We start from the raw sequence: 20610 nt of genomic DNA on the forward strand, positions 1-20610 counted from the left end.
AAGCGGTTCATTGAAAACAGTGATTGATATTACAAAATGATTGAAAAAAGAGATAGCTGATAAATGGGGCAAGCGCCACGGTATTACAAGTACAACTCTATAGACTCTATATATAAAATCTACGCGCAACTCACCAAGTCAATATGACTCGGAGTGCTCAAGCAGCGATGACACCCGATCCAAGCTATCTAGATTCGACAACATTAGGGACTAATAATACCACGGCATTGGCCATAATGCCCTCTTGCCGACCGGTAAAGCCTAACTTTTCAGTGGTAGTGGCTTTAACGCTAATATTATTGACCGCCGTCTGCAAATCACTGGCAATATTATCACGCATGGCTTGACTGTGCGGTGCCAGCTTTGGACGCTCACACATCACAGTGATATCAGCGTTGCCTAGACTATAGCCAGCCTCTTGCACCTTACTGTAGACATAACGTAGCAGCACCCGCGAGTCCAACCCTGCATGGGCGGCATCTGTATCAGGAAAATGCTGACCGATATCGCCAAGCGCCAATGCGCCAAGCAGTGCATCAGCAAGCGCATGCAGCACCACATCTCCATCAGAGTGTGCCAGCAAACTGTGCGTGTGTTCAATAGGCACACCTGCTAGCACCACATATTGCTGCTGCTGACCATTATTATGAAAAGCGTGAACATCGATACCTTGACCAATTTTTATCATTATTATTCCAAGATGAGTGAAACGTGATTAAAATAATTCAAAACCCCTATCTAAATTTCTAAAGCGATTTTACCAATGCCTAGACATCATCGGTCGCCACCAGTTTCAATTAACTGGTATAATATGACGTTTATTTTATCATAATACCAGATCCAAAAGATAAGCTGACGTCGTTCTGCTGATACTACCTATTGTAGCAATGGCATGATTTTTGGCGTCAATATCTATTTTGGAGAACGTACAAATAGTTGAGCCGCTTTATGTCAGCCATACAAGATACCTCAAGCATAGCCGTTTCTGAGTCTTTTACGACTCATCGTCCATTAACACTTGCCGATATCGAAAATCCTAGCGCCAAACACGTGATTGTCGGTATGTCAGGTGGCGTTGATTCTTCTGTATCAGCCGTTTTACTTCAACAAGCAGGCTTTAAAGTCGAAGGTCTGTTTATGAAGAACTGGGAAGAAGATGACGGCACCGAATACTGTACGGCAATGGATGATTTAGCGGACGCACAAGCGGTATGTGACAAAATTGGTATGAAGCTACATACGGCCAATTTTGCCATGGAATATTGGGATCGGGTTTTTGAGCATTTCTTAGCAGAATACAAAGCGGGTCGTACGCCCAATCCAGATATTTTGTGCAACAAAGAAATCAAGTTTAAAGCGTTTTTAGACTATGCTTTGACGCTGGGTGCAGATTATATCGCCACCGGTCACTACACGCGCCGTAGTATGAACTATACGAATGCTAATGGCACTGAGGTTGCGCAGCTATTACGCGGGCTTGATAACAATAAAGACCAAAGTTACTTTTTACATGCGGTTGGCGGCGATAAAATCGCTAAGACGCTGTTCCCAGTCGGTGAGCTTGAAAAGCCAGTGGTTCGTCAAATCGCTGAAGAACATGATCTTATTACTGCCAATAAAAAAGATTCAACGGGTATTTGCTTTATTGGTGAGCGCCGTTTTAAAGACTTTTTACAACAGTACTTGCCGGCACAAAAAGGCGATATCGTCACTGACGATGGTCATACCATTGGTACGCATGACGGGCTAATGTATTATACGTTAGGTCAGCGCGGTGGTATTGGCATTGGCGGTGTCAAAGATCGCCCAGAAGAGCCGTGGTTTGTATTGGCAAAAGACTTGGACAACAACCGTTTGATCGTTGGACAAGGTCACGAGCATCCCATGATGCTGAGTAATGAGCTGCAAGCTTATAAGCTCGATTGGGTCGATGGTTTACCGCCTGCAGATATATTTAGCGAAGACGGCTTACGTTGTATGGCAAAATCGCGCTACCGTCAGCCAGACCAAGCGTGCCGAGTGTTTGCTGTTGATGATAAAGGTTTAGAGGTACGAGTGATATTTGATGCGCCGCAACGGGCAGTGACGCCAGGTCAATCAGCAGTATTTTATATCGATGAGGTTTGTTTGGGCGGCGGTGTCATTGCCTCTATTGACGCGCCTTGCGGGATTTGACATCTCATTTAACATTAATTAATACAATGATTTGTCTTTTTTTAGGATACTGAATGCCCGCTCGCCTTTTAGCCTTACTGAATATCTCATTTTCTTGTTCGATATGGGTAAAGAGAGGTCTTACGCTTACTTTCATTGCTGCGTCATTTAGTGCACAGTCAGCACCAGCAGAGATGGGTAGTATTACGGTTATCAGCTCTAATGCTTCGACTGGTAGTGCTTCTGGCACCTATATCGCAGCAGGTTCTGGTGCTACTGGTCGTTTTACTTTGGTTCGCAATGAAAATATTGGTTATAACAGTAATGCTGAGATAACACCATCTAGTGGTACGCGTATCAATGGTATTGAGATCAGGAATGATTCTAATACTAGTGTTGATAGAGATAAATTTAAGTACACTTTTACTATTACTCCTGACGATAAGGCCTCTATACATACTATAAAAATTGCTCAAGCCAGCTATTCAATGGGTGGTAACTCAGAAATTGCACGTCAAACGCTAAGTTTTACCCAAAATAGTCAAATTAGTCTACCTGCGCAAGCTACTATCAAAAACAACCCAGATGTCCCTTATTACTATAATGCAATGGGCGACTACTTTATGGGCAGCAAAGTCAATAGTACCCAGCTGAATTCACAAGACCCGAGGCCTGCTTTTAGTTCTGGCTCGCAGCTGCGTACCGATAGCTCAAATATGAATGGTAGTGGTTTATATTATTATAATATTACTAATCTAGCGGGTGCTACTGGTAGCCAAAATCCATATAGCCCTACTTTAACTGACAATCTAGTCGCCCTTAGCTCAAATAACGGGGTTTTACCATCGACGCCAACTTTTGAAAATATTATTAAAAGTATCAATAATGGCAGCACGTATTCTGCACTATCACCTAATACCGCTATTTCCAATGGCGGTACTTATGTCAGTTATGGTATTGAAAACAGTCAAAGCAATTATGTGGTCGCGGTAAGAAACGCGAACGCCGTGACTTTGACTTATGAAGGTATTATGAATGGTAATATCGGCATTGCGCGTAACGTAATCGGTGAAACCTATAACGAATGGATCAGCTTTGGGGTAGAAAGTGAACCGTTGAATTACGTCTTTTCAGGCACTGTATTCAATGATAATGGCGGTATAAACGATAGCGACGCCAATGTCAAAAAAGATAACGCTACGATAGGCAGCGGTATATATAACAATACCAACTTCTTCAGTGGTACTTTTGACTCTGCTGAAAGTGGTATTGCAGGTAGCACAGTCAAGCTGGTTGACTGTACAACCAATGCTCCTCTTGAAACTATCAATATTCCTACTAATATTGTCGGTAAATATGAGATTAAAATACCTATCGCTTCTCTAACTGGCAAAATTACTGTCTGCCTGATTGAAGAAAATAGTGGTAGCACTTATCCCATTCGTACTACTAATGAAAAAACTGTTATTTCCTTGACTACTAACCAGTATAACTATGAAAATAATAACTTTGGCAGAGTGATTGATAAAAATGCAGCTTTAGTCCTTGAAAAAGAACAAGCACTTAACGATTGCAAAACTGCCTCATTGTTACCAAATCTAGAAAACAAGCTTGCCTATAGTAAAGCCTCCCTATCTGAAGTAACTCCAGGACAATGTATTGCCTACAAAATTACTGCGACCAATCGAGCCAACCTTAGTATCAATAATTTTGTTCTACAAGACGTCTTGCAAGAAAAAAATGTGAATGGCGCGATAGTGACGTCAAAACTTGCGAATCCAATCCATCAAACAAGCGAATATGCCGCAGACAGTGTCGCTATCGGCAATAACGGTACTGTTAAAACGGTAACCTCAATTTTAGATCCAAGGACAAAACGTAGTTTTTACTTTAATACTAAGTATGGCTCGACACACTCTAATACACCCGATACCCCTTAATAATAGCGTTATATGCATATTTTGATTTTATCAACGGCTACATTTGCTACACTACCCGTATTTTTTTGACCACAGTCTTATATGATGTGTTCATTTGTGGGATTTCACAGTTTTCATCACTTTTACTTTTTTAATTTAAAGGCATTATTATGAACTTACTTACCGCACTCTCCCCAATCGATGGTCGTTACGCCTCCAAAGCTGACAGCTTGCGTCCTTATTTATCTGAATTTGGTCTCATTAAAGCCCGCGTCACTGTCGAGATTCGCTGGTTACAGTCATTGGCTGATAACAACGCGATTGGTGAATTGGCAGCATTTGATACCGATACCAATGCCTTTTTAAACAGTATCGTTGATGACTTTAGTGAAGCAGATGCCCAAGCCATCAAAGACATCGAAGCGACGACCAATCATGATGTAAAAGCCGTTGAGTACTTTATCAAAGACAAGTTCCGTGGTCAGGCAGCACTTGAAGATTCATTAGAATTTATTCATTTTGCGTGTACTAGTGAAGATATTAACAACTTGTCTTATGCGTTAATGCTAAAAGACAGCCGCAAGATTGTGGTTGCGAAAATGCAGCAATTGACTGATAGCATCGTTGATTTGGCGATTGCTCATGCCGACCAACCGATGCTATCACGCACCCATGGTCAAACCGCCAGCCCAACGACGCTAGGCAAAGAAATGGCAAACGTCGCTTATCGCCTAGCCCGTCAAATCAAACAAGTCGGTCAAGTTGAACTATTGGGCAAAATTAATGGCGCGGTTGGTAACTATAACGCTCATTACGCCTCATACCCTGACGTCGATTGGCAAGCACATGCAGAACGCTTCATTGATGAAAGTCTTGAGCTGACTTTTAACCCTTATACCACGCAAATTGAGCCGCATGATTATATCGCTGAGCTATTTGATGCTGTCAAACGTTTTAATACTATCTTAATCGATTTTAACCGTGATATTTGGCAATATATTAGCTTAGGCTATTTTAAACAGCGCCTAAAAGATGGTGAAGTTGGTTCTTCTACCATGCCGCATAAAGTCAACCCGATTGATTTTGAAAACTCTGAAGGCAACTTGGGCGTTGCGAACGCCATGCTGGCTCATTTGGGTGAAAAACTGCCAATTTCGCGTATGCAGCGTGATTTATCAGACTCTACCGTACTTCGTAATATCGGTGTTGGTCTGGCACAAAGCATGATTGCTTATGATGCTTGTTTAAAAGGTGTCAGCAAACTTGAATTGAATGCCCAGCGCTTAAATGACGATTTGGATAATGCACAAGAAGTATTGGCAGAGCCGATTCAAACCGTCATGCGTCGCTATCGTGTTGAGAACCCATATGAGAAGCTTAAAGCTCTGACTCGTGGCAATGCCATGACTCGCGAAGCCATGCTGACATTCGTTGAAAGTGATGAGCTATCTGCGGTGAGCGATGCGGATAAAGCGCGACTACGTGAGATGACGCCAGCCACTTATATCGGTAATGCGGCGGAGCAAGCACGTACCATTAAAGAGTGGATTGCTAAGATTTAACTGGTAACAATCTTATCTTTATAAAATGTAAAAAAGATATAAACGAGCATTCATTTATATCTTTTTAAAAAAACCTTACTCTAAACACTATGATTTGTTAAATACATAGTTAATGGGTGAGGTTTTATTCTTTATCGTCTTCATCTTTTTTATCACTGCTATCACCCGGTATGATCGCTTTGGTAACAGCAACAGTACCTTTGACGACACCTTTAGTGGTTTTGTAGGCGACTTTTACAGGTACAGTGACGATTTTATGCACACAAGCTTGCAGCATAAACATACTGGCGATAATGACGATAAACTGTAATTTTTTCATAAATTTCCTACGGATAATGAGAGGCACTGATGGCTATAATTTGACCATCAGCTAGACGCTAATCATAAACCAATACACGTCAGCTATAAAGCACTGTTCTAGTTTTATATTCTGTCTACCTTGATATCCTTTCTACTTAAACACACGGATCTACCCATGACTTCTATACCGCTTTGTTTACCCGACTCTATCACGCCTGAGCAATTTTTAAGCGAATACTGGCAAAAAAAGCCACTCTTAATTAAACAAGGCTTACCACAGCTAATTGGCATGTTTGAACCTGACGACATGCTTGGTCTAGCACTAGAAGAAGATGCCGCAGCGCGCCTGCTGACTCAAGCAGCAAGTAAAAAAGAAGGTCAGGCGCAGTGGCAACTCAAGAAAAACCCATTGACTGAAACTGATTTCGATAACTTACCTGAGCAATGGACGGTATTGGTGCAGAATATGGAACAGTGGTCGCCTGAGCTTGGTCAATTGTGGCAAGCCTTTGACTTTATTCCACAATGGCAACGTGATGACATCATGGTTTCTTATGCGCCAAAAGGTGGCTCAGTCGGCAAACACTATGACGATTATGATGTGTTTTTAGCACAAGGCTACGGCACTAGACGTTGGCAACTGGGCAAATTCTGTGATAAAAATACCGAGTTTGTCGCCGATGAGCCGATTCGCCTCTTTGATGACATGGGTGAAATTATTTTTGATGAAATATTAGAAGCCGGTGACGTACTTTACGTACCGCCGAAGCTGTCGCATTTTGGTGTGGCACAAGACGATTGCTTAACCTTTTCATTTGGCTGCCGTCGTCCTAACTTGATGCAAATCATCGACAACTTAGCTGATATCGCTACCAACGATAGCGATTTATTTATCCCAATGCTGTTGCCACAAGCGCTGCAAGCGTCAGGTGAATTGCAAGCGAGCAGCATTAATGCGATCAAAGATCAGCTATTACAAATGCTACAGTCTGAGCGTGGTGATGATATCATTCGTCAAGCAGTTTCTGAAGTCGTCAGCAAACGCCAGTATGATGCGCTGATGCCAGAGGATACACTAGATACGGATGAGCTCATGCAAGCTCTAGCAGAAGGTGCCACCTTGCAAGCGGATTATAGCAATCGTTTGCTCTATAGCCAGACTAATGATGGCATTGTGCTATATGCCAATGGTCAGCGCATTGACGGCCTTGATGATACAGCAGTAGCGGTATTGGTGCGTTTGGCTAATGGCGAACACCTAAATAGTCAAGATGTCACCGATGTTGATGCAGATGATTTGAGCGAATGGCTAGAGAACGGCTGGGTGTGGATTGATATTGCTGAATAATATCTATTAATCAGACATTAATCAAATAACGCAAATAAAAAAACCGCTATCCGACAATTACTCAGATAGCGGTTTTTTCTTATAAATCGTATTCGGTATTTATAGCTATACCAAACACTGCTTAGCACTTATCAAAACGGATATAAGAGCCAAGCGGGTTTGTAATTAATACGGTTATTCTGTACCAAGTTCAAGCAAGCTAGCATTACCACCGATCGCTGTGGTATTGATTGTTTTGACACGCTCAGTGACAAAACGATGCAAATAATCAGGCGTTAGCATCTCTGATAAGCCTTCCATATCGGTGACGCTAATGACTTGCGTTAAGATACCGTCTGTATTGGCAAGCTCTTGACTGATAGTCTGCACTTCGCTTCGATTGCCAGAGACTGCCACCTGTGCCAGACGATCGATATATAAAAGCGTGACGGTTTGCGAGTCATTCGCCACACTCAACACATCTTCGCTGATACCTGTATCGTATAGTATCTTGGCAGCTTCATTGCACATCTCATCTTGGCTTGGGCAATGCAGAATGACTTCATTACCTGTCAATAGTGCCGCTATGAGCTGTCCTAATACCGCCATGGCTCTAGCAGATTCACCACCAATAACCATGGTCTTACCACGACCAGTGACATATAGATCGTTGGATTCACCAGTTGCACCAGTCATGCGATGCACCTCATCCAAGCTAGGCGCGGCGCTCAATAGATGATTGAACAAACGCTTTGCTTTATTGGCATCACCAGTCAGCAGCGCCAACTTCGGAATAGCCGCTTGCAGATATGTTGCGCGATTCACTGCGCCAAGTAATCGCCAAGATTCACAAACCTGGGCATGATTTTTTTTGAATTCAGTCGCCATGTTGCTACTCCTTATGCGAGTTCTGTTTGAGTGGTGGTATTAGCAGTTGTCTGGTTGCCGCTATTTGACTCTAAGCTAAGCTGCATCAAACGTGCGACATAATGCGGGCCACCAGCTTTAGGACCCGTGCCAGACAGACCACAACCACCGAATGGTTGTACGTTTACGACGGCACCGATTTGGTTGCGGTTGATATAAGTATTACCAACAAACGCACGGCGCTCGATGTGCTCAACGGTATTTTCGATACGACTATGAATACCTAGGGTCAAACCAAAGCCTGTCGCGTTGATGGCATCAATCAGCTTATTCAGATCACGTGCTTGATAGCGCAGTACGTGCAAAATTGGACCAAAATGCTCGCCACCTATCACGTCGATACTTTTCACTTCGATCGCTGTTGGCAATACAAAGGTAGACTGTTCTTGACTGACAACTGAGCTTGAGCTCATTGGCGTCTGTGCCAAGATAGTCGCCGTTGGCTCAGCGTCCATACGCTCGATATGTGCTTCAAGACTACGTTTGGCATCCGCATCAATCACTGGACCCACATCTGTAGCAGCATATAAAGGATTGCCGACCGATAGCTCAGCCATATTACCTTGTAATAGCTCAATTAAATTATCGGCCATTTCTTCTTGCACGCACAATATACGACAAGCTGAGCAACGCTGACCTGCTGAACCAAATGCAGATAAGACAGCGTCTCTAACCACTTGTTCTGGCAATGCCGTTGAATCGACAATCATAGCATTCTGACCACCAGTTTCGGCGATAAAAACAGGTAGCTCACCACTGGCTTGGGCATGATCATTTAGGCTTTGGTTAATACGTTGAGCCGTTTGGGTTGAACCCGTAAATATCACACCTGCTATATTGTCAGCCGCTGTCAATGCACCACCAACATCGCCAGCACCGATCACTAACTGTAAGGCTTGTGTTGGTACGCCTGCTTGGTACATTAGCTGAGCACCAAAATGGGCAATCAAGCTGGTTTGTTCGGCAGGTTTCGCCACCACCGTATTACCTGCTGCTAGCGCCGCTACGATTTGACCGGTATAGATAGCCAATGGGAAGTTCCATGGGCTAATACAGACAAAGGTACCACGTGCTTTATAAACTTGACGAGATTGCTTGCCAGCCAAATCAGTGAATTCATGCACGACGTCGTCTAAACGCTCTGCTTCATCGGCATAAAAACGGCAGAAATCAACCGCTTCTTTGATTTCATCAATACCGTCTTGAAGGGTTTTGCCCGCTTCGATTTGGCATAGCGCCATTAGCTCAGCGTAGTTTTCTTCATAGAGATCCGCTATCTTACGCAATATTTCAGCACGCTTAGCAGCTGATACTGCTTGCCAGACACTTTGCCCTGCCACTGCCGCATCGATCGCTTGACCAGCTATTTCAGCATTGGCATAAGTGACTTTACCAGCACTTACTTCGTGGTTCCAAGGTGCACGTACGGTTTGAGTCTCAAGCTTATGCGTTACGCCCTCTACTTCATATTCATCAATTGCTTTGCCATTGACGATGGACGTCGCTGACCAAGTTTTATGCAAATGGCTATCGATAGCAGATTTAAAGGGCAACCATTGTGACTCTACGAATATATTAGGGCCAAAACTGGCACGGCGCGCACCATAAATCTCTAACGGCAACGGAATCTCTGGATTGTGTAACGTCGCATTGGCCAGTAGCTTGTCATAGGGATGTACTGTCAGCTTTTCAATCGGATAAGACTTGTCTAGCAGCTGATGGACAAACGAGCTGTTGGCACCGTTTTCGAGCAAGCGACGTACCAAATACGGCAGCAAGTCTTTATGCGCGCCAACTGGGGCATAGATACGTACCGGAATTTTATACGCTTGTAAGATATGATCATAAAGCGCATCGCCCATACCATGTAGACGCTGAAACTCAAAGTCTCTATGCTTACTCATGGTCATAATTGACGCTAGGGTGTGCGCATTGTGTGTCGCAAACTGTGGCCAAATCAAGCCGCGCAGATGATCTGATAATAAGAAACGCGCACAGGCAAGGTAAGCAGTATCCGTGCCTTCTTTGCGTGTCCAAACAGGATAGCCTGACAGACCTTTTTGCTGGGCAAGCTTGATCTCGGTATCCCAGTAGGCACCCTTTACCAGACGTACTGGAATACGATCTCCCACCTCAGTCGATAGACGAGCCAGCCACACCAAAATAGCGATGGCGCGCTTAGAGTAACCTTGCACGACCAAGCCAAGACCATCCCAGTCAGCCGTCAAATTGTCACGGTACAAAGACTCAAACAGTTTTAAAGAAATTTCAAGGCGGTCGGCTTCTTCGGCATCGATACTAAGATCCACATTGACTTCACGTGCCGCTTCGATGAGCAGTAAGCAGCGTTGACGCAATAAACCCATGACTTGGGCTTCTTGCGTGGCTTCATAGCGAGGGTGCAATGCTGACAGCTTAATAGATACTGATGGCTTAGGCATGCCTTCTTTGACTTTGATACTGGCAGTGGCTCTGATCGCATGCAGGTAGTCATTGAAGTATTTTTCAGCATCTTTATGCGCAATAGCCGCTTCACCGAGCATATCAAACGAATAGGTATAGCCTTTATTACGATAAGGTTGGCTATTTTTATTGGCGTCCTCGATGGTCTCGCCCAATACAAACTGATGACCCATGATACGCATGGCTTTTTGCATGGCACTACGAATAACAGGCTCGCCCATCTTTTTAGTCATGCGATCCAAAAAGCCTGATGCTGTGGTACTACTATCAATACTGACGACACGACCTGTCATCATCATTCCCCATGTCGAGGCATTGACCATAAAACCGTTGTCATTTTTGATGTGCTTTTTCCAATCAGCCACACTCATTTTGTCATGAATCAAGGCATCAGCAGTATAATTGTCTGGCACTCGAATCAAGGCTTCTGCCAAGCTCATCAGCAAGATACCTTCTTGGGTATCAAGACTATATTCAAGCAGTAACGAGTCGACCATCTTGACCGCTTTGCCATCATTACGTACATGCTCAACCAGCTGGCGCGTTTGCTCAGCAGCGGCGTCACGTTCTTCTGTGCTAGGTTTAGCAAGTGGCAATAATTTGGACAACCAGCGCTCTTCATCAACGCTATACAACGGCGAAATACGGGCGTGCAGAGTTTCTGCCGACTGGGCAATATAATCTGGCGATAGCAAATCGACAGGATTAAACAAAATCGGCTCTTGCGGGGTAAACTGGTCTACTGGGTTCATAACAACTCCATAACTATCGTTTAAAAACCATCATAAATAGTGCTTTAGGAAGTCTGATCGTCTGGTATAACTAGCCATCACCATCATTCATTTAGATGATGGCTATCGATAGATACTTATAACAATAATCAAAAGTCCAAACGGCGCCATCACAAAACGAGAAAATCCAGCGTAGGCTGGAAGCGGTTAAGTAGGTCGTTCGACTGTTAAACGGGCTACGTTAACAATACAAAGGCAACAACGAACAGCTAAGCGGCATTAGTGCCTTCTTCTTGTTTGTAGTGAAAGGAGTGTGATGATCAGATATCGCTACATTAAAACGAAATAATCGCTTTAGCAAAAAAATCTGCCATCTTGGGTGCTGCTAATTCACTGTAAGAAAAACCTCTACGGCGTTGATTGAGGCGATGCGCTTAACTCGGCTATAATATCATGAAAAAAATTTTCAAACTAACGATATTGCTTATTTTCACAAATTAATATATTTCTAAAAAACAATCAGTTACCAGCACTTTATCCCTTATGACGCACTGGTTATACTTTTCTATTTACTATTGGCGATTAATTGTTTTATTAAATCAAACACTTGAATAAATTTAGGGAAATTTGAGCCATTTTAAATCAAAAAAAACCCCTTTATCGTTTCCGAATAAAGAGGAATTTAACGTAACAAAACTCAAAAGCAGTAAAGTAATATCGAAAGCAGTAAAGTAGTATCGAACGCTCACCGCATCCTAGTAAAACTTATAAAACCACCAACTTGGTCAGCAAAATAACGGTCAATACCCAAACTGGGATCGTAATTTCAGAGAATTTACCGGTCATCAGTTTTACCGCGGTAAAGGTGATAAAACCAAGCGCAATACCATCAGCGATAGAGTACGTCAGCGGGGTCAATAACAGAACAACCGCTACAGGAGCCGCCTCTGTCAAATCTTCCCAGTTGATTTCTTTTAGGGTAAATAACATCAGTACCGACACATAGAAAATCGCGCCAGCTGTGGCGTAAGCAGGAATCATACCAGCCAATGGTGCAAAGAAAATACTTAGCACAAACAATACGCCAACCGTCACTGCCATCAGACCTGTACGACCACCTGATGCCACTCCAGAAGCACTCTCAATATAACTGGTGGTCGATGACGTACCCAACATTGCACCAGCGACCGTAGCAGTAGAATCCGCCAGTAGCGCTTTGTCCATATTAGGAATATTGCCGTCTTTATCAATCAAACCCGCTTTATTGGCAATACCAACCAAACTACCTGTCGTATCAAATAAATCGACGAATAAGAAGGCAAAAATAACGCTGATCATACCAACGTCAAACGCACCGGCAATATCAAGCTCCATCAATGTTGGTGTGATAGATGGCGGCGCAGACATGATGCCAGCAAACTGTGTATGACCTGTCAACAAGCTAATCACGGTGATAACCAAGATACCAATCGTCACGGCACCTGGGACTTTTTTATAGACCAAACCAATAATAATAAAGAAACCCAAAGCAGCCATCATAGGTGCAAATGAGGTCATGTCACCTAGCATTACCAATGTCGCATCACGACCGACAATGATACCTGAGCTCTGTAGCGCAATAAATGCTAAGAAAGCACCAATACCTGCCACAATACCTTGCTTAAGGCTATTTGGAATGGCATTGATAACCCATTCGCGAATCTTAAACAAACTCAAAATGATAAACAAGCAACCTGATAAGAAAACAGCACCTAGCGCAGTTTGCCAAGCGTAGCCCATACCCAATACAACGCCGTAAGTAAAAAAGGCGTTCAAACCCATACCTGGTGCGAGTGCCACCGGCAGTCTGGCATAGATACCCATAATAAAGCAGCCTATTGCCGCTGCTAAACAGGTGGCAACAAATACCGCCCCTTTATCCATACCAGCTTCCGCCAATACGTTGGGGTTGACAAAGATGATATAAGCCATGGTCAAAAAGGTGGTTATACCGGCAAGGATTTCCGTTTTGACTGTGGTGTTTTCACCATTAATCCCAAAATAGCGTTCAATTGCATTCATAAGTGTCGCGCCCAGCTTGCTAGTGAAAGAACAAATTTATTGATGCCTAAAATAAATATGACGTCAGCCAATGGATGGCGACGTCATTATCAAAAGACAGCGGTAACAAGGTGCAACATTTTAGAGAAGTTGCGGTACAAATTCAATCATTACCAGTGCCTTATGGGTACAAACCCACCTTTTCAGTCAATTAAGACATAACAGCCAGACAATATTTCAGACATCCACATATAAATTAACCTTATACTATGAATTGTACAAACAGCTGTTAATTATTTGGTATTTAACACTTTAACAAATGACCTTTTCGACATTTAGCAGTACACTAGGCGGCTGATAGCAATATGCATCATGACTGTCATATTATATTTTCGTTATTAAAGATCCTATCTGGTCTGCGTGTCGCGCCATACCAGCTATTATTAATTACCCATGAGTCCCATACATGCCTGAATCATTAAATATTATCGACCTTATTACCCAAGCCAGTCTCTTGGTGCAGATTGTGATGGCATTATTGTTATTGGCGTCTTTACTCAGCTGGGTAATTATCTTTCGTATGAGCGCGCGGCTTGGTACGGCCAAAAATTTCGATCAACAGTTTGAAACTTGGTTTTGGTCAGGTGAAGACTTAGCCAAGCTTTACCAAGGCGTGCAAGGTTCTCCTGAACGCCAAGGACTTGAGCAAATATTTTATGTGGGATTTTCTGAATACTTAAGAATGCATAAAAAGCGCCAACCCAAAGATGACATCATCGATGGTGTTGAGCGCAAGCTACGAGTCGGTTTAGGACGTCAACAGCAATTATTAGAATCAGGACTGACCACGCTAGCGAGCATTGGCTCAGTCGCGCCTTATGTTGGATTGTTCGGTACAGTTTGGGGCATCATGAACGCCTTTTTAGGGTTGTCACAAACGGAACAAGCGACCCTAGCTTCTGTCGCACCTGGTATTGCCGAAGCACTAATCGCAACCGCTATGGGCTTGTTTGCAGCGATTCCTGCCGTACTGGCGTATAACCACTTTACCGCCAAATCTAGTCGCTTGTACGATTCACGTGCTTTATTTTGTGATGAAATGACGGGCATGCTCCAGCGCGAGACCAGTGCAGAAAGCACTGTTGGTAGAGACAATATCGCTACGAGAGAAACGACATCTACGGCCAATCAGGCACAAGGACTATGAAATCATGAAACAGAGTCCCTATCGCCGTGAAAAAAAAGCGCTAAATGCGGAGATGAATGTCGTTCCTTATATCGACGTGATGTTGGTGCTGCTTGTCATATTTATGGTCACAGCGCCCATGCTGATTACGGGCGTCGATGTTGACTTGCCAAAAGAGCAAACCAATACCATGAGCCAAAGCCAACTACCCGTCATTGTGTCCTTGACCGATAGTGGCGATATTTTTATCAGTTATGAAGACAATGTCGACCTGCCGATTAGTGAACCAGAGCTGATTGATACTCTATCTAACTTACAAAATCAAAGTAACGGCGCTGGGGCGCAGCCCGTACAAGTGATGATTAATGCCGATCAAAACAATCAATATGGCGCTATCATGACACTCATGGCCACCTTACAACAAGCAGGCATTCAAAAGGTGGGATTATTAACAGGCGCACCCTTGCCCACACCATCATTGTAATAAATCCTATTCCTCGCTCAGCTTGCTATAATAAAGTAGATAATTTGATGAACCTCGTCCTTGAGTATCTTTACCATGCATAATGCTCCTGTCGTTTATGTACCGACCCAACCTGAAGGCAATGGGCTAACATTGCCTACGCTACTTAGCGTGCTGGCACATGGTCTCGTGATTGGGATACTCGTTTATACTTATCAACACACTAAAACCGACACTGTGGAAAGTATTGAGACGGTCATGGTCTCCCCTGAGCAATTGGCTGAAATGCAAGGTCAAATCCTTGCCAATCGTGCAGCGGCAGCTAGCGCGATGCAAGCTGAAACTAGTACAAGCAGTGCGTCGAGCACCTCATCGTCAGAAAGTTTTAGCGATAGCGCCAGTCAGCCAAACTCGCAGCGTGTACCTGTCTTTACGCGCTCTAACGATCCTGCCAGTCAACCAATGCTGATGAGTGAAGAGCAGCATCAACGCTTGTTCGAGCAAAACCAAGACTACGAACGTCGAATGGCAGAGTGGGCAGCACAATTAGATGAGTCGGTGACAGAAGAGCATGGTCAGGTGGAGCAAAACAAAAAAGAACAGCTAATAGAAGAACAAAATCAGCTTAAAGATCTCCGTATTAAACAAAACAATCCGCCTAAGATTACACGCCCGATTGCGACTGATAAAAATTTAAAGATTAATACAGGTGATTCTGGTAGCGCAGGTCAGAGATATGATCTACAAGCAGACGGCAACTCAACAACATCTAATGGTGGTAGTAGCAGTACCTCTCGTTCTACTGGTGAGTTCAAAAGTGCTATATTAAGTAAAATACAAAGCAAACTTGATACCCCAATCGAAACACAGGGTCTAACCACGTCATTGTCGCTCAAATTAGATACCAGAGGCAACGTGAAATCTGCAAAGGCTAGTGGTCCAAATGCTGTCGTCAACCAAGCAGTTGAACAAGCTGCACGCGCTGCTAGCCCATTGCCAATTGATTTAGACAATCCTGAAAGTTTTGCAAATTTGACAATCAACGTTACTATTAATTGATTTTGCATAGCCTCTAATTCTATATCATTAATGATTTTCTACTATCTTAAGGTTCTGGTTTATGAGTTTAAGCAAGTGTCATATATTACGTAATACCTCAACTTTGCTGCTATTGCTATCTTTCTCTATACTACCTAGCTACTCTGTCGCTGGCACATTACCAGAAAGCCATAATGTCCAAAATGAGTTTATGGATCAAAAAGCCTTGTTTGCCGCTATTACTACTAGAAAAAATGATTTAAGTAATGAGAGTCATGTAACAACAGCTATATTAGAAAAAATTAAACGTAATATTACTCTACCCACTGCTACCCCAGAATCAACAACTACTTTATACTTTAAGTTGGATGAAAAAGGTAATGTGTTATCTGTTAAGGCTCAAGGTGCAAATCCTGCTGTAAATCAGGCAGTGGAAAAAGCTGCTCTATCTGCTAGTCCATTACCCATTGGCTTAAATAAACCTGAAAGCTTTAAAGACTTGATAATTAAAATTAACGTTCAATAAAAAACACCTAACGTTGTACAGTTAATCTCACTATAAATAATAATTAAGCCTGTATGATGAACCAATTATTTCTATTTTAGGATATTACTTCATGAAGCTATCTACACATTCTATCCTTCGTGCCACTTCAAGCCTGTTGTTAATCACTCCCTTGTTATCAGTGCCTGCTTATGCCGCTGAATCAATGGTGCTCGATATGACTGTCACCGCGCCAAGACAACAAAATCAAGTCGCCTTTGTGCCATTTGCTGGTGATTCTGTATTATCGCCGATTATTCTAAATGATTTAAGCAAAACAGAGCTAAAAGTGACTAGCAAAGATCTACCACAGCAGCCGCGCAGTAGCAGCGAGCTGGCAGGCACATTGCCGGTATGGCAAAGCATGGGGATTCCTTATCTAGTGGTCGGCAGCACCCGCAGCAATCGCGGTAAAATAGTAACCGATTACGAAGTGATTGACGTTAAATCTGGTAGAGTAATCGAAGGCAAACAAAGTTTAACGGCTGACAATAACAAAGAAAGTATGCGCTATGCTGGTCACGTCATCGCTGATAAAGTATATGAGCTAATTACTGGTACGCCAGGTGACTTTTCAGGGCGTATTGCTTATATTGAAGAGACTGGTACTGGTAAAGAAAAAGTCTCACGTTTAAAAGTGATGGATGCCGATGGCGAAAATGCCAAAACCATTACTGAAGTAACTGGTTCTATCTTTTCACCAACATGGTCACCAGATGGCAATCGTATTGCTTATTCCGTACAACGTGATAAATCTTATCCCGTTATTTATGTACAAAGTGTGAGCGGTGGCGGTGCAACTCCGTTAACCCCCTTCCCTGGCAGCAATCTCAGTCCATCATTCTCTCCTGATGGCAGCAAGATATTATTCTCTAGTAGCTTTGAAGGCAGTGCCGATATTTATGAGATGAGTGCCAGTGGTGGTCAACCTAGAAGGCTTATCAATTGGCCAAGCAGCGAAGTGCAACCAAGTTATGCGCCTGATGGCAAATCCTTTGTTTTTGTATCAGACAAAACTGGATTTAACAAACCACAGATTTATCGTTATGAGTTTGGTTCAGGACGTACTACTAAGGTATCAAGTAGCGGCTATGCCACCAGCCCGCAATTTAGTAACGATGGCTCACAAATTGCCTTTTTAAGTGGTCGCTCAGCGGCGATCATGAATAGCGGCGGCGCGGTCACTACTAACTTGGGCAATACGGGTATCGATGAAGCGCCAAGCTTTTCGCCTAATGGTAAGCGTGTCGTTTACGCTTCAAAGCAAGGTGGCAAAGGCGTATTAACCATCAAATCATTGAATGGTGGCGAGTCGTTTGGTAAGTCTGGTCAAGGCACGATTCGCTCACCAGTCTGGTCATCTAGTCCTAAATAAACCCTCTCTCTCATTATCTTTCTTAATCCATAAAGCCTTGCTCATAAAAAAGCGCCTAATTATTTATTAGGCGCTTTTTTATGAGCAAGGTACGGTTAAATCATTTCGCTACTAGCATGTATTGGACAATTATTGACTAAATTAGTAAACACCATTAATCATCACTCGGATCACCCGCTGATGGATTTGGATGCCGCAGTTTTGCCACATCTTCAGCAGTCACGGTATCGGTAAAACCATTTAGGTCACTGACCACATATTGAGTAACCGCCGCCATCTGTGCATCGTTCATCATTCCATGGAATGAGGGCATGCCACGAAAGCCATTAATCAAGATATCGATGATGTAATACTTTGATTGCATCTTACTGTTATTCGCCAGTGGCGGATAATAGCCTGCACCGTAAGCACCCTCGCCTTTGTGCATGTGACAAGCCGCACAAGAGTCGTGATACAGCTTTTTGCCATCTGTCGTCACAAAGCCATTTGTGCCTTCAAACTTTGCATCCCATTCAGTAATACTTGGGTCGTCTTCCATATTGGGCAACGAGCTGTCATCGACAATATTGATAGCAGGTGCAGTAAGCTCCTCACGGCTCATATAAACGCCGCCCCACGCACCCGTATTTCGGCTTGCTTGATAGTCATTGGTTGTTAAGGAATCCTGATCTTGTACACTGGAAACCGTCACTTCATCATCTGGCTGTTGACTACAGCCCAACAGTGCTGCACTGCTTATCCCACTCAGCAGCATCACCGTCAGCAGTTTGAGTGTCATGTTTTTCATGACTTTTTTCTTCAAGATTGCTTTCTCCACGATTGCCTTCTTCACAATTGCATTGTCCATGATAGCCTCTGAATCTTATAGTTATTTATATAACCCAAGCGTTATTAAACCAGCATTTTTGCTTTTTTATGTAGGCGCTTGGCGGCATCCATACCAGATAAAATAGCGCCTTCTTGCCATGCCGGAATATGTGAGCAATGCTCGCCCGCCAGCACAATACGATTATCAATACTGCACAAGGTGTCGTAATGCTGACGACGGGTCGACTCATTCCAAATACCGTAACAGCCGAGCGTCCATGGGATGCGGTGCCAGACAACTGATGTCCCTGCGCGGAATTCTTTTGGATACTGAGGATGGATGTATTTACCATAAGCAAGGGCAACATTAATACGTTCTTGCGGCGTTAAGGTATTAAACTTATAAGACGTCGGACCATAACCATACGCACCGAGTAGCACGCCCGTACCATCTTTAAACATATTTTGTGAAGGATAAGCAATTTGCGCAATGGGCATGTCGGTATAAGTCAGACCACCAAATATCCATTCATCTTCTTCCCAAAAGCGGCGGTTGAACTCTAGACCAACTTTATAAGAGGTTTCATAAGGCACGGCGGCCATCGCCTGCTTCATTGGTTTTGAGACATTGATATCCATCTGCGTTAATACAGTTAATGGAATATTGCACACGCACCAATCTGCACGAATGGTCTTGGTGGCACCATCTGGGCTGTTGCTGTCTACATAATCGACAGTGACGCCACTGTCATCTTGATGAATTTTAGTAACTTTTGCATTAAACTCAATCATATCGCGGCATTCACGGGTGAACGCATCACCAATTTTCCCCATACCACCTACTGGCTGAAACATCGTCGGTTGATGACCATAAGTCATATGGTTGCCATAAATATCTGCCCACATACCTGAATCTAGTATCTCACTAATCGGCAAAGGTTTTGATGGCGTCGCATCAGGCATCAAGCCACCACCCGGAAACACACTAAAGCCTCGATGTTTACTGGTTTCATTACTGGCGCGGTAACGATAATCTTTATCTAGCACCCCCCAGCCTTTTAAGCCTTCTAATAGCTTTTCTTTGTCCTCAGTATTGACCGAGCGATCAAGACCACCGACATTAACTGATTTCGATAGCAGCTCTGCAACATGACCTTGGATGTCGTTTTTCACATCACCCAAGCGCTGCGGCACACCGTCGAAATGAGTACTGCGATGCAAATAAGCACGATCATTGGTTTGAATAAAGGGCTGCATTTCAACGCCAAACTGTTTGCAATAATGGAAGACGGCATAATGATGGCTTGGCAGACGCCACGGTCCACCATTAAAATAATTGCCCTCTTCAAAATCACAGGTGACTTCTTCGCCGCCAAGCTCGGTATATTTATCACCGCTGTTCAATGTCCAGCTACGACCGCCGCCACGATTTTGATATTCGAGCACTTTGACATCGTAACCCGCTTTACGTAACTCATAAGCTGCAGTCAGCCCGCCAAGACCCGCACCAAGAATGACGATACTAGCGCCAGGAGGTGCACCTTTAAGATCCATGGTCTCTTTAAAACTCGACTCTGACGCGAATCCTAATGTCGTCATCGCCTGATACATCGCAGTCGCGCCCGCTGTTTTACCAATCATCGAGAGCAGTTGGCGCCGCGTTGGTGATTGAAGCATGTCTTTCATAATAGTGTCCTTAAAGTAGACGTTCCTGCAAGATGGTAGGCATATGTATTATTAATCAGCTCGGATTAGTTCTACGTCTGTTTTTCGA

16 protein-coding genes are annotated in these 20610 nt (G+C 43.5%); 9 read left to right on the forward strand and 7 right to left on the reverse strand.

Annotated features, from left to right (window positions below; translation table 11 throughout):
• Positions 1-184: 184 nt before the first annotated feature.
• Entirely contained in the window at positions 185-688 is a 504-nt protein-coding gene (ispF, locus tag INT03_RS12345; RefSeq protein ID WP_045446213.1) for a 2-C-methyl-D-erythritol 2,4-cyclodiphosphate synthase, read from the reverse strand.
• Positions 689-948: 260 nt separating this feature from the next.
• On the opposite strand from ispF, the gene mnmA reads away from it, so the two are divergent.
• The 3 genes from mnmA (at position 949) to purB (ending at position 5635) form a co-directional block, all read left to right on the forward strand.
• Positions 949-2175 carry a tRNA 2-thiouridine(34) synthase MnmA gene (gene mnmA / locus INT03_RS12350; RefSeq protein WP_193009181.1) on the forward strand — a complete coding sequence of 409 codons (1227 nt, stop codon included), beginning with the start codon at positions 949-951 and terminating at the stop codon, positions 2173-2175.
• A 53-nt stretch (positions 2176-2228) separates the two neighbouring features.
• Positions 2229-4094, forward strand: a complete 1866-nt coding sequence (locus INT03_RS12355) for a hypothetical protein (RefSeq protein WP_193009182.1) — start codon at positions 2229-2231, stop codon at positions 4092-4094.
• A 149-nt stretch (positions 4095-4243) separates the two neighbouring features.
• On the forward strand, positions 4244-5635 hold the full coding sequence (gene purB, locus INT03_RS12360) for an adenylosuccinate lyase (RefSeq protein WP_193009183.1): 1392 nt from the start codon (positions 4244-4246) through the stop codon (positions 5633-5635).
• 124 nt (positions 5636-5759) lie between these two features.
• Here purB and INT03_RS12365 read toward each other — a convergent pair whose 3' ends face one another.
• The gene (locus INT03_RS12365; RefSeq protein ID WP_109591335.1) at positions 5760-5954 is read right to left on the reverse strand and encodes an NF038104 family lipoprotein; all 195 of its coding nucleotides are present in this window, start codon (positions 5952-5954) and stop codon (positions 5760-5762) included.
• 156 nt (positions 5955-6110) lie between these two features.
• Here INT03_RS12365 and INT03_RS12370 point away from each other — a divergent pair, with 156 nt between their 5' ends.
• Positions 6111-7283: a cupin domain-containing protein gene (locus INT03_RS12370; protein ID WP_193009184.1), complete on the forward strand. Its 1173-nt coding sequence runs from the start codon at positions 6111-6113 to the stop codon at positions 7281-7283.
• Positions 7284-7457: 174 nt separating this feature from the next.
• Here the strand turns inward: INT03_RS12370 and INT03_RS12375 are convergent, their stop codons facing one another.
• The 3 genes from INT03_RS12375 to INT03_RS12385 all read right to left on the reverse strand — a co-directional run bounded on the left by INT03_RS12375 (position 7458) and on the right by INT03_RS12385 (position 13444).
• A complete protein-coding gene (locus tag INT03_RS12375; protein WP_193009185.1) occupies positions 7458-8150 on the reverse strand; it encodes a 1-pyrroline-5-carboxylate dehydrogenase in 693 nt (230 codons plus the stop codon).
• Positions 8151-8161: 11 nt separating this feature from the next.
• Entirely contained in the window at positions 8162-11404 is a 3243-nt protein-coding gene (putA, locus tag INT03_RS12380; RefSeq protein WP_193009186.1) for a bifunctional proline dehydrogenase/L-glutamate gamma-semialdehyde dehydrogenase PutA, read from the reverse strand.
• Positions 11405-12148: 744 nt separating this feature from the next.
• Positions 12149-13444 carry an NCS2 family permease gene (locus INT03_RS12385; RefSeq protein WP_055124161.1) on the reverse strand — a complete coding sequence of 432 codons (1296 nt, stop codon included), beginning with the start codon at positions 13442-13444 and terminating at the stop codon, positions 12149-12151.
• Positions 13445-13889: 445 nt separating this feature from the next.
• Between INT03_RS12385 and tolQ the strand changes: the two genes are divergently transcribed.
• The 5 genes from tolQ to INT03_RS12410 all read left to right on the forward strand — a co-directional run bounded on the left by tolQ (position 13890) and on the right by INT03_RS12410 (position 18029).
• Positions 13890-14630, forward strand: a complete 741-nt coding sequence (tolQ, locus tag INT03_RS12390; protein WP_045446198.1) for a protein TolQ — start codon at positions 13890-13892, stop codon at positions 14628-14630.
• Between the two features lie 4 nt (positions 14631-14634).
• Complete coding sequence (gene tolR / locus INT03_RS12395; protein WP_193009187.1) at positions 14635-15093, forward strand: protein TolR; 459 nt, start codon at positions 14635-14637, stop codon at positions 15091-15093.
• A gap of 60 nt (positions 15094-15153) precedes the next feature.
• Positions 15154-16131, forward strand: a complete 978-nt coding sequence (locus INT03_RS12400) for a cell envelope integrity protein TolA (RefSeq protein ID WP_226951695.1) — start codon at positions 15154-15156, stop codon at positions 16129-16131.
• 61 nt (positions 16132-16192) lie between these two features.
• Positions 16193-16636 carry a cell envelope integrity protein TolA gene (locus INT03_RS12405; protein WP_193009188.1) on the forward strand — a complete coding sequence of 148 codons (444 nt, stop codon included), beginning with the start codon at positions 16193-16195 and terminating at the stop codon, positions 16634-16636.
• Positions 16637-16727: 91 nt separating this feature from the next.
• A complete protein-coding gene (locus INT03_RS12410) occupies positions 16728-18029 on the forward strand; it encodes a PD40 domain-containing protein (protein WP_109591351.1) in 1302 nt (433 codons plus the stop codon).
• A 154-nt stretch (positions 18030-18183) separates the two neighbouring features.
• Here the strand turns inward: INT03_RS12410 and INT03_RS12415 are convergent, their stop codons facing one another.
• Together INT03_RS12415 and INT03_RS12420 are read right to left on the reverse strand one after the other, a co-directional pair.
• A complete protein-coding gene (locus INT03_RS12415; RefSeq protein ID WP_193009199.1) occupies positions 18184-18816 on the reverse strand; it encodes a c-type cytochrome in 633 nt (210 codons plus the stop codon).
• Between the two features lie 104 nt (positions 18817-18920).
• The gene (locus INT03_RS12420) at positions 18921-20522 is read right to left on the reverse strand and encodes a flavin monoamine oxidase family protein (RefSeq protein ID WP_045452247.1); all 1602 of its coding nucleotides are present in this window, start codon (positions 20520-20522) and stop codon (positions 18921-18923) included.
• Between the last annotated feature and the right edge of the window lie 88 nt (positions 20523-20610).

The sequence above is a fragment of the Psychrobacter sp. PG1 genome, assembly GCF_014897815.1.
Lineage (GTDB): Bacteria > Pseudomonadota > Gammaproteobacteria > Pseudomonadales > Moraxellaceae > Psychrobacter.

Bases quoted from the DNA above. Each gene is read 5' to 3' on its own strand.
- ispF (WP_045446213.1), bottom strand. From the start codon at position 688: ATGATAAAAATTGGTCAAGGTATCGATGTTCACGCTTTTCATAATAAT.
- mnmA (WP_193009181.1), top strand. From the start codon at position 949: ATGTCAGCCATACAAGATACCTCAAGCATAGCCGTTTCTGAGTCTTTT.
- INT03_RS12355 (WP_193009182.1), top strand. From the start codon at position 2,229: ATGCCCGCTCGCCTTTTAGCCTTACTGAATATCTCATTTTCTTGTTCG.
- purB (WP_193009183.1), top strand. From the start codon at position 4,244: ATGAACTTACTTACCGCACTCTCCCCAATCGATGGTCGTTACGCCTCC.
- INT03_RS12365 (WP_109591335.1), bottom strand. From the start codon at position 5,954: ATGAAAAAATTACAGTTTATCGTCATTATCGCCAGTATGTTTATGCTG.
- INT03_RS12370 (WP_193009184.1), top strand. From the start codon at position 6,111: ATGACTTCTATACCGCTTTGTTTACCCGACTCTATCACGCCTGAGCAA.
- INT03_RS12375 (WP_193009185.1), bottom strand. From the start codon at position 8,150: ATGGCGACTGAATTCAAAAAAAATCATGCCCAGGTTTGTGAATCTTGG.
- putA (WP_193009186.1), bottom strand. From the start codon at position 11,404: ATGAACCCAGTAGACCAGTTTACCCCGCAAGAGCCGATTTTGTTTAAT.
- INT03_RS12385 (WP_055124161.1), bottom strand. From the start codon at position 13,444: ATGAATGCAATTGAACGCTATTTTGGGATTAATGGTGAAAACACCACA.
- tolQ (WP_045446198.1), top strand. From the start codon at position 13,890: ATGCCTGAATCATTAAATATTATCGACCTTATTACCCAAGCCAGTCTC.
- tolR (WP_193009187.1), top strand. From the start codon at position 14,635: ATGAAACAGAGTCCCTATCGCCGTGAAAAAAAAGCGCTAAATGCGGAG.
- INT03_RS12405 (WP_193009188.1), top strand. From the start codon at position 16,193: ATGAGTTTAAGCAAGTGTCATATATTACGTAATACCTCAACTTTGCTG.
- INT03_RS12410 (WP_109591351.1), top strand. From the start codon at position 16,728: ATGAAGCTATCTACACATTCTATCCTTCGTGCCACTTCAAGCCTGTTG.
- INT03_RS12415 (WP_193009199.1), bottom strand. From the start codon at position 18,816: ATGAAAAACATGACACTCAAACTGCTGACGGTGATGCTGCTGAGTGGG.
- INT03_RS12420 (WP_045452247.1), bottom strand. From the start codon at position 20,522: ATGAAAGACATGCTTCAATCACCAACGCGGCGCCAACTGCTCTCGATG.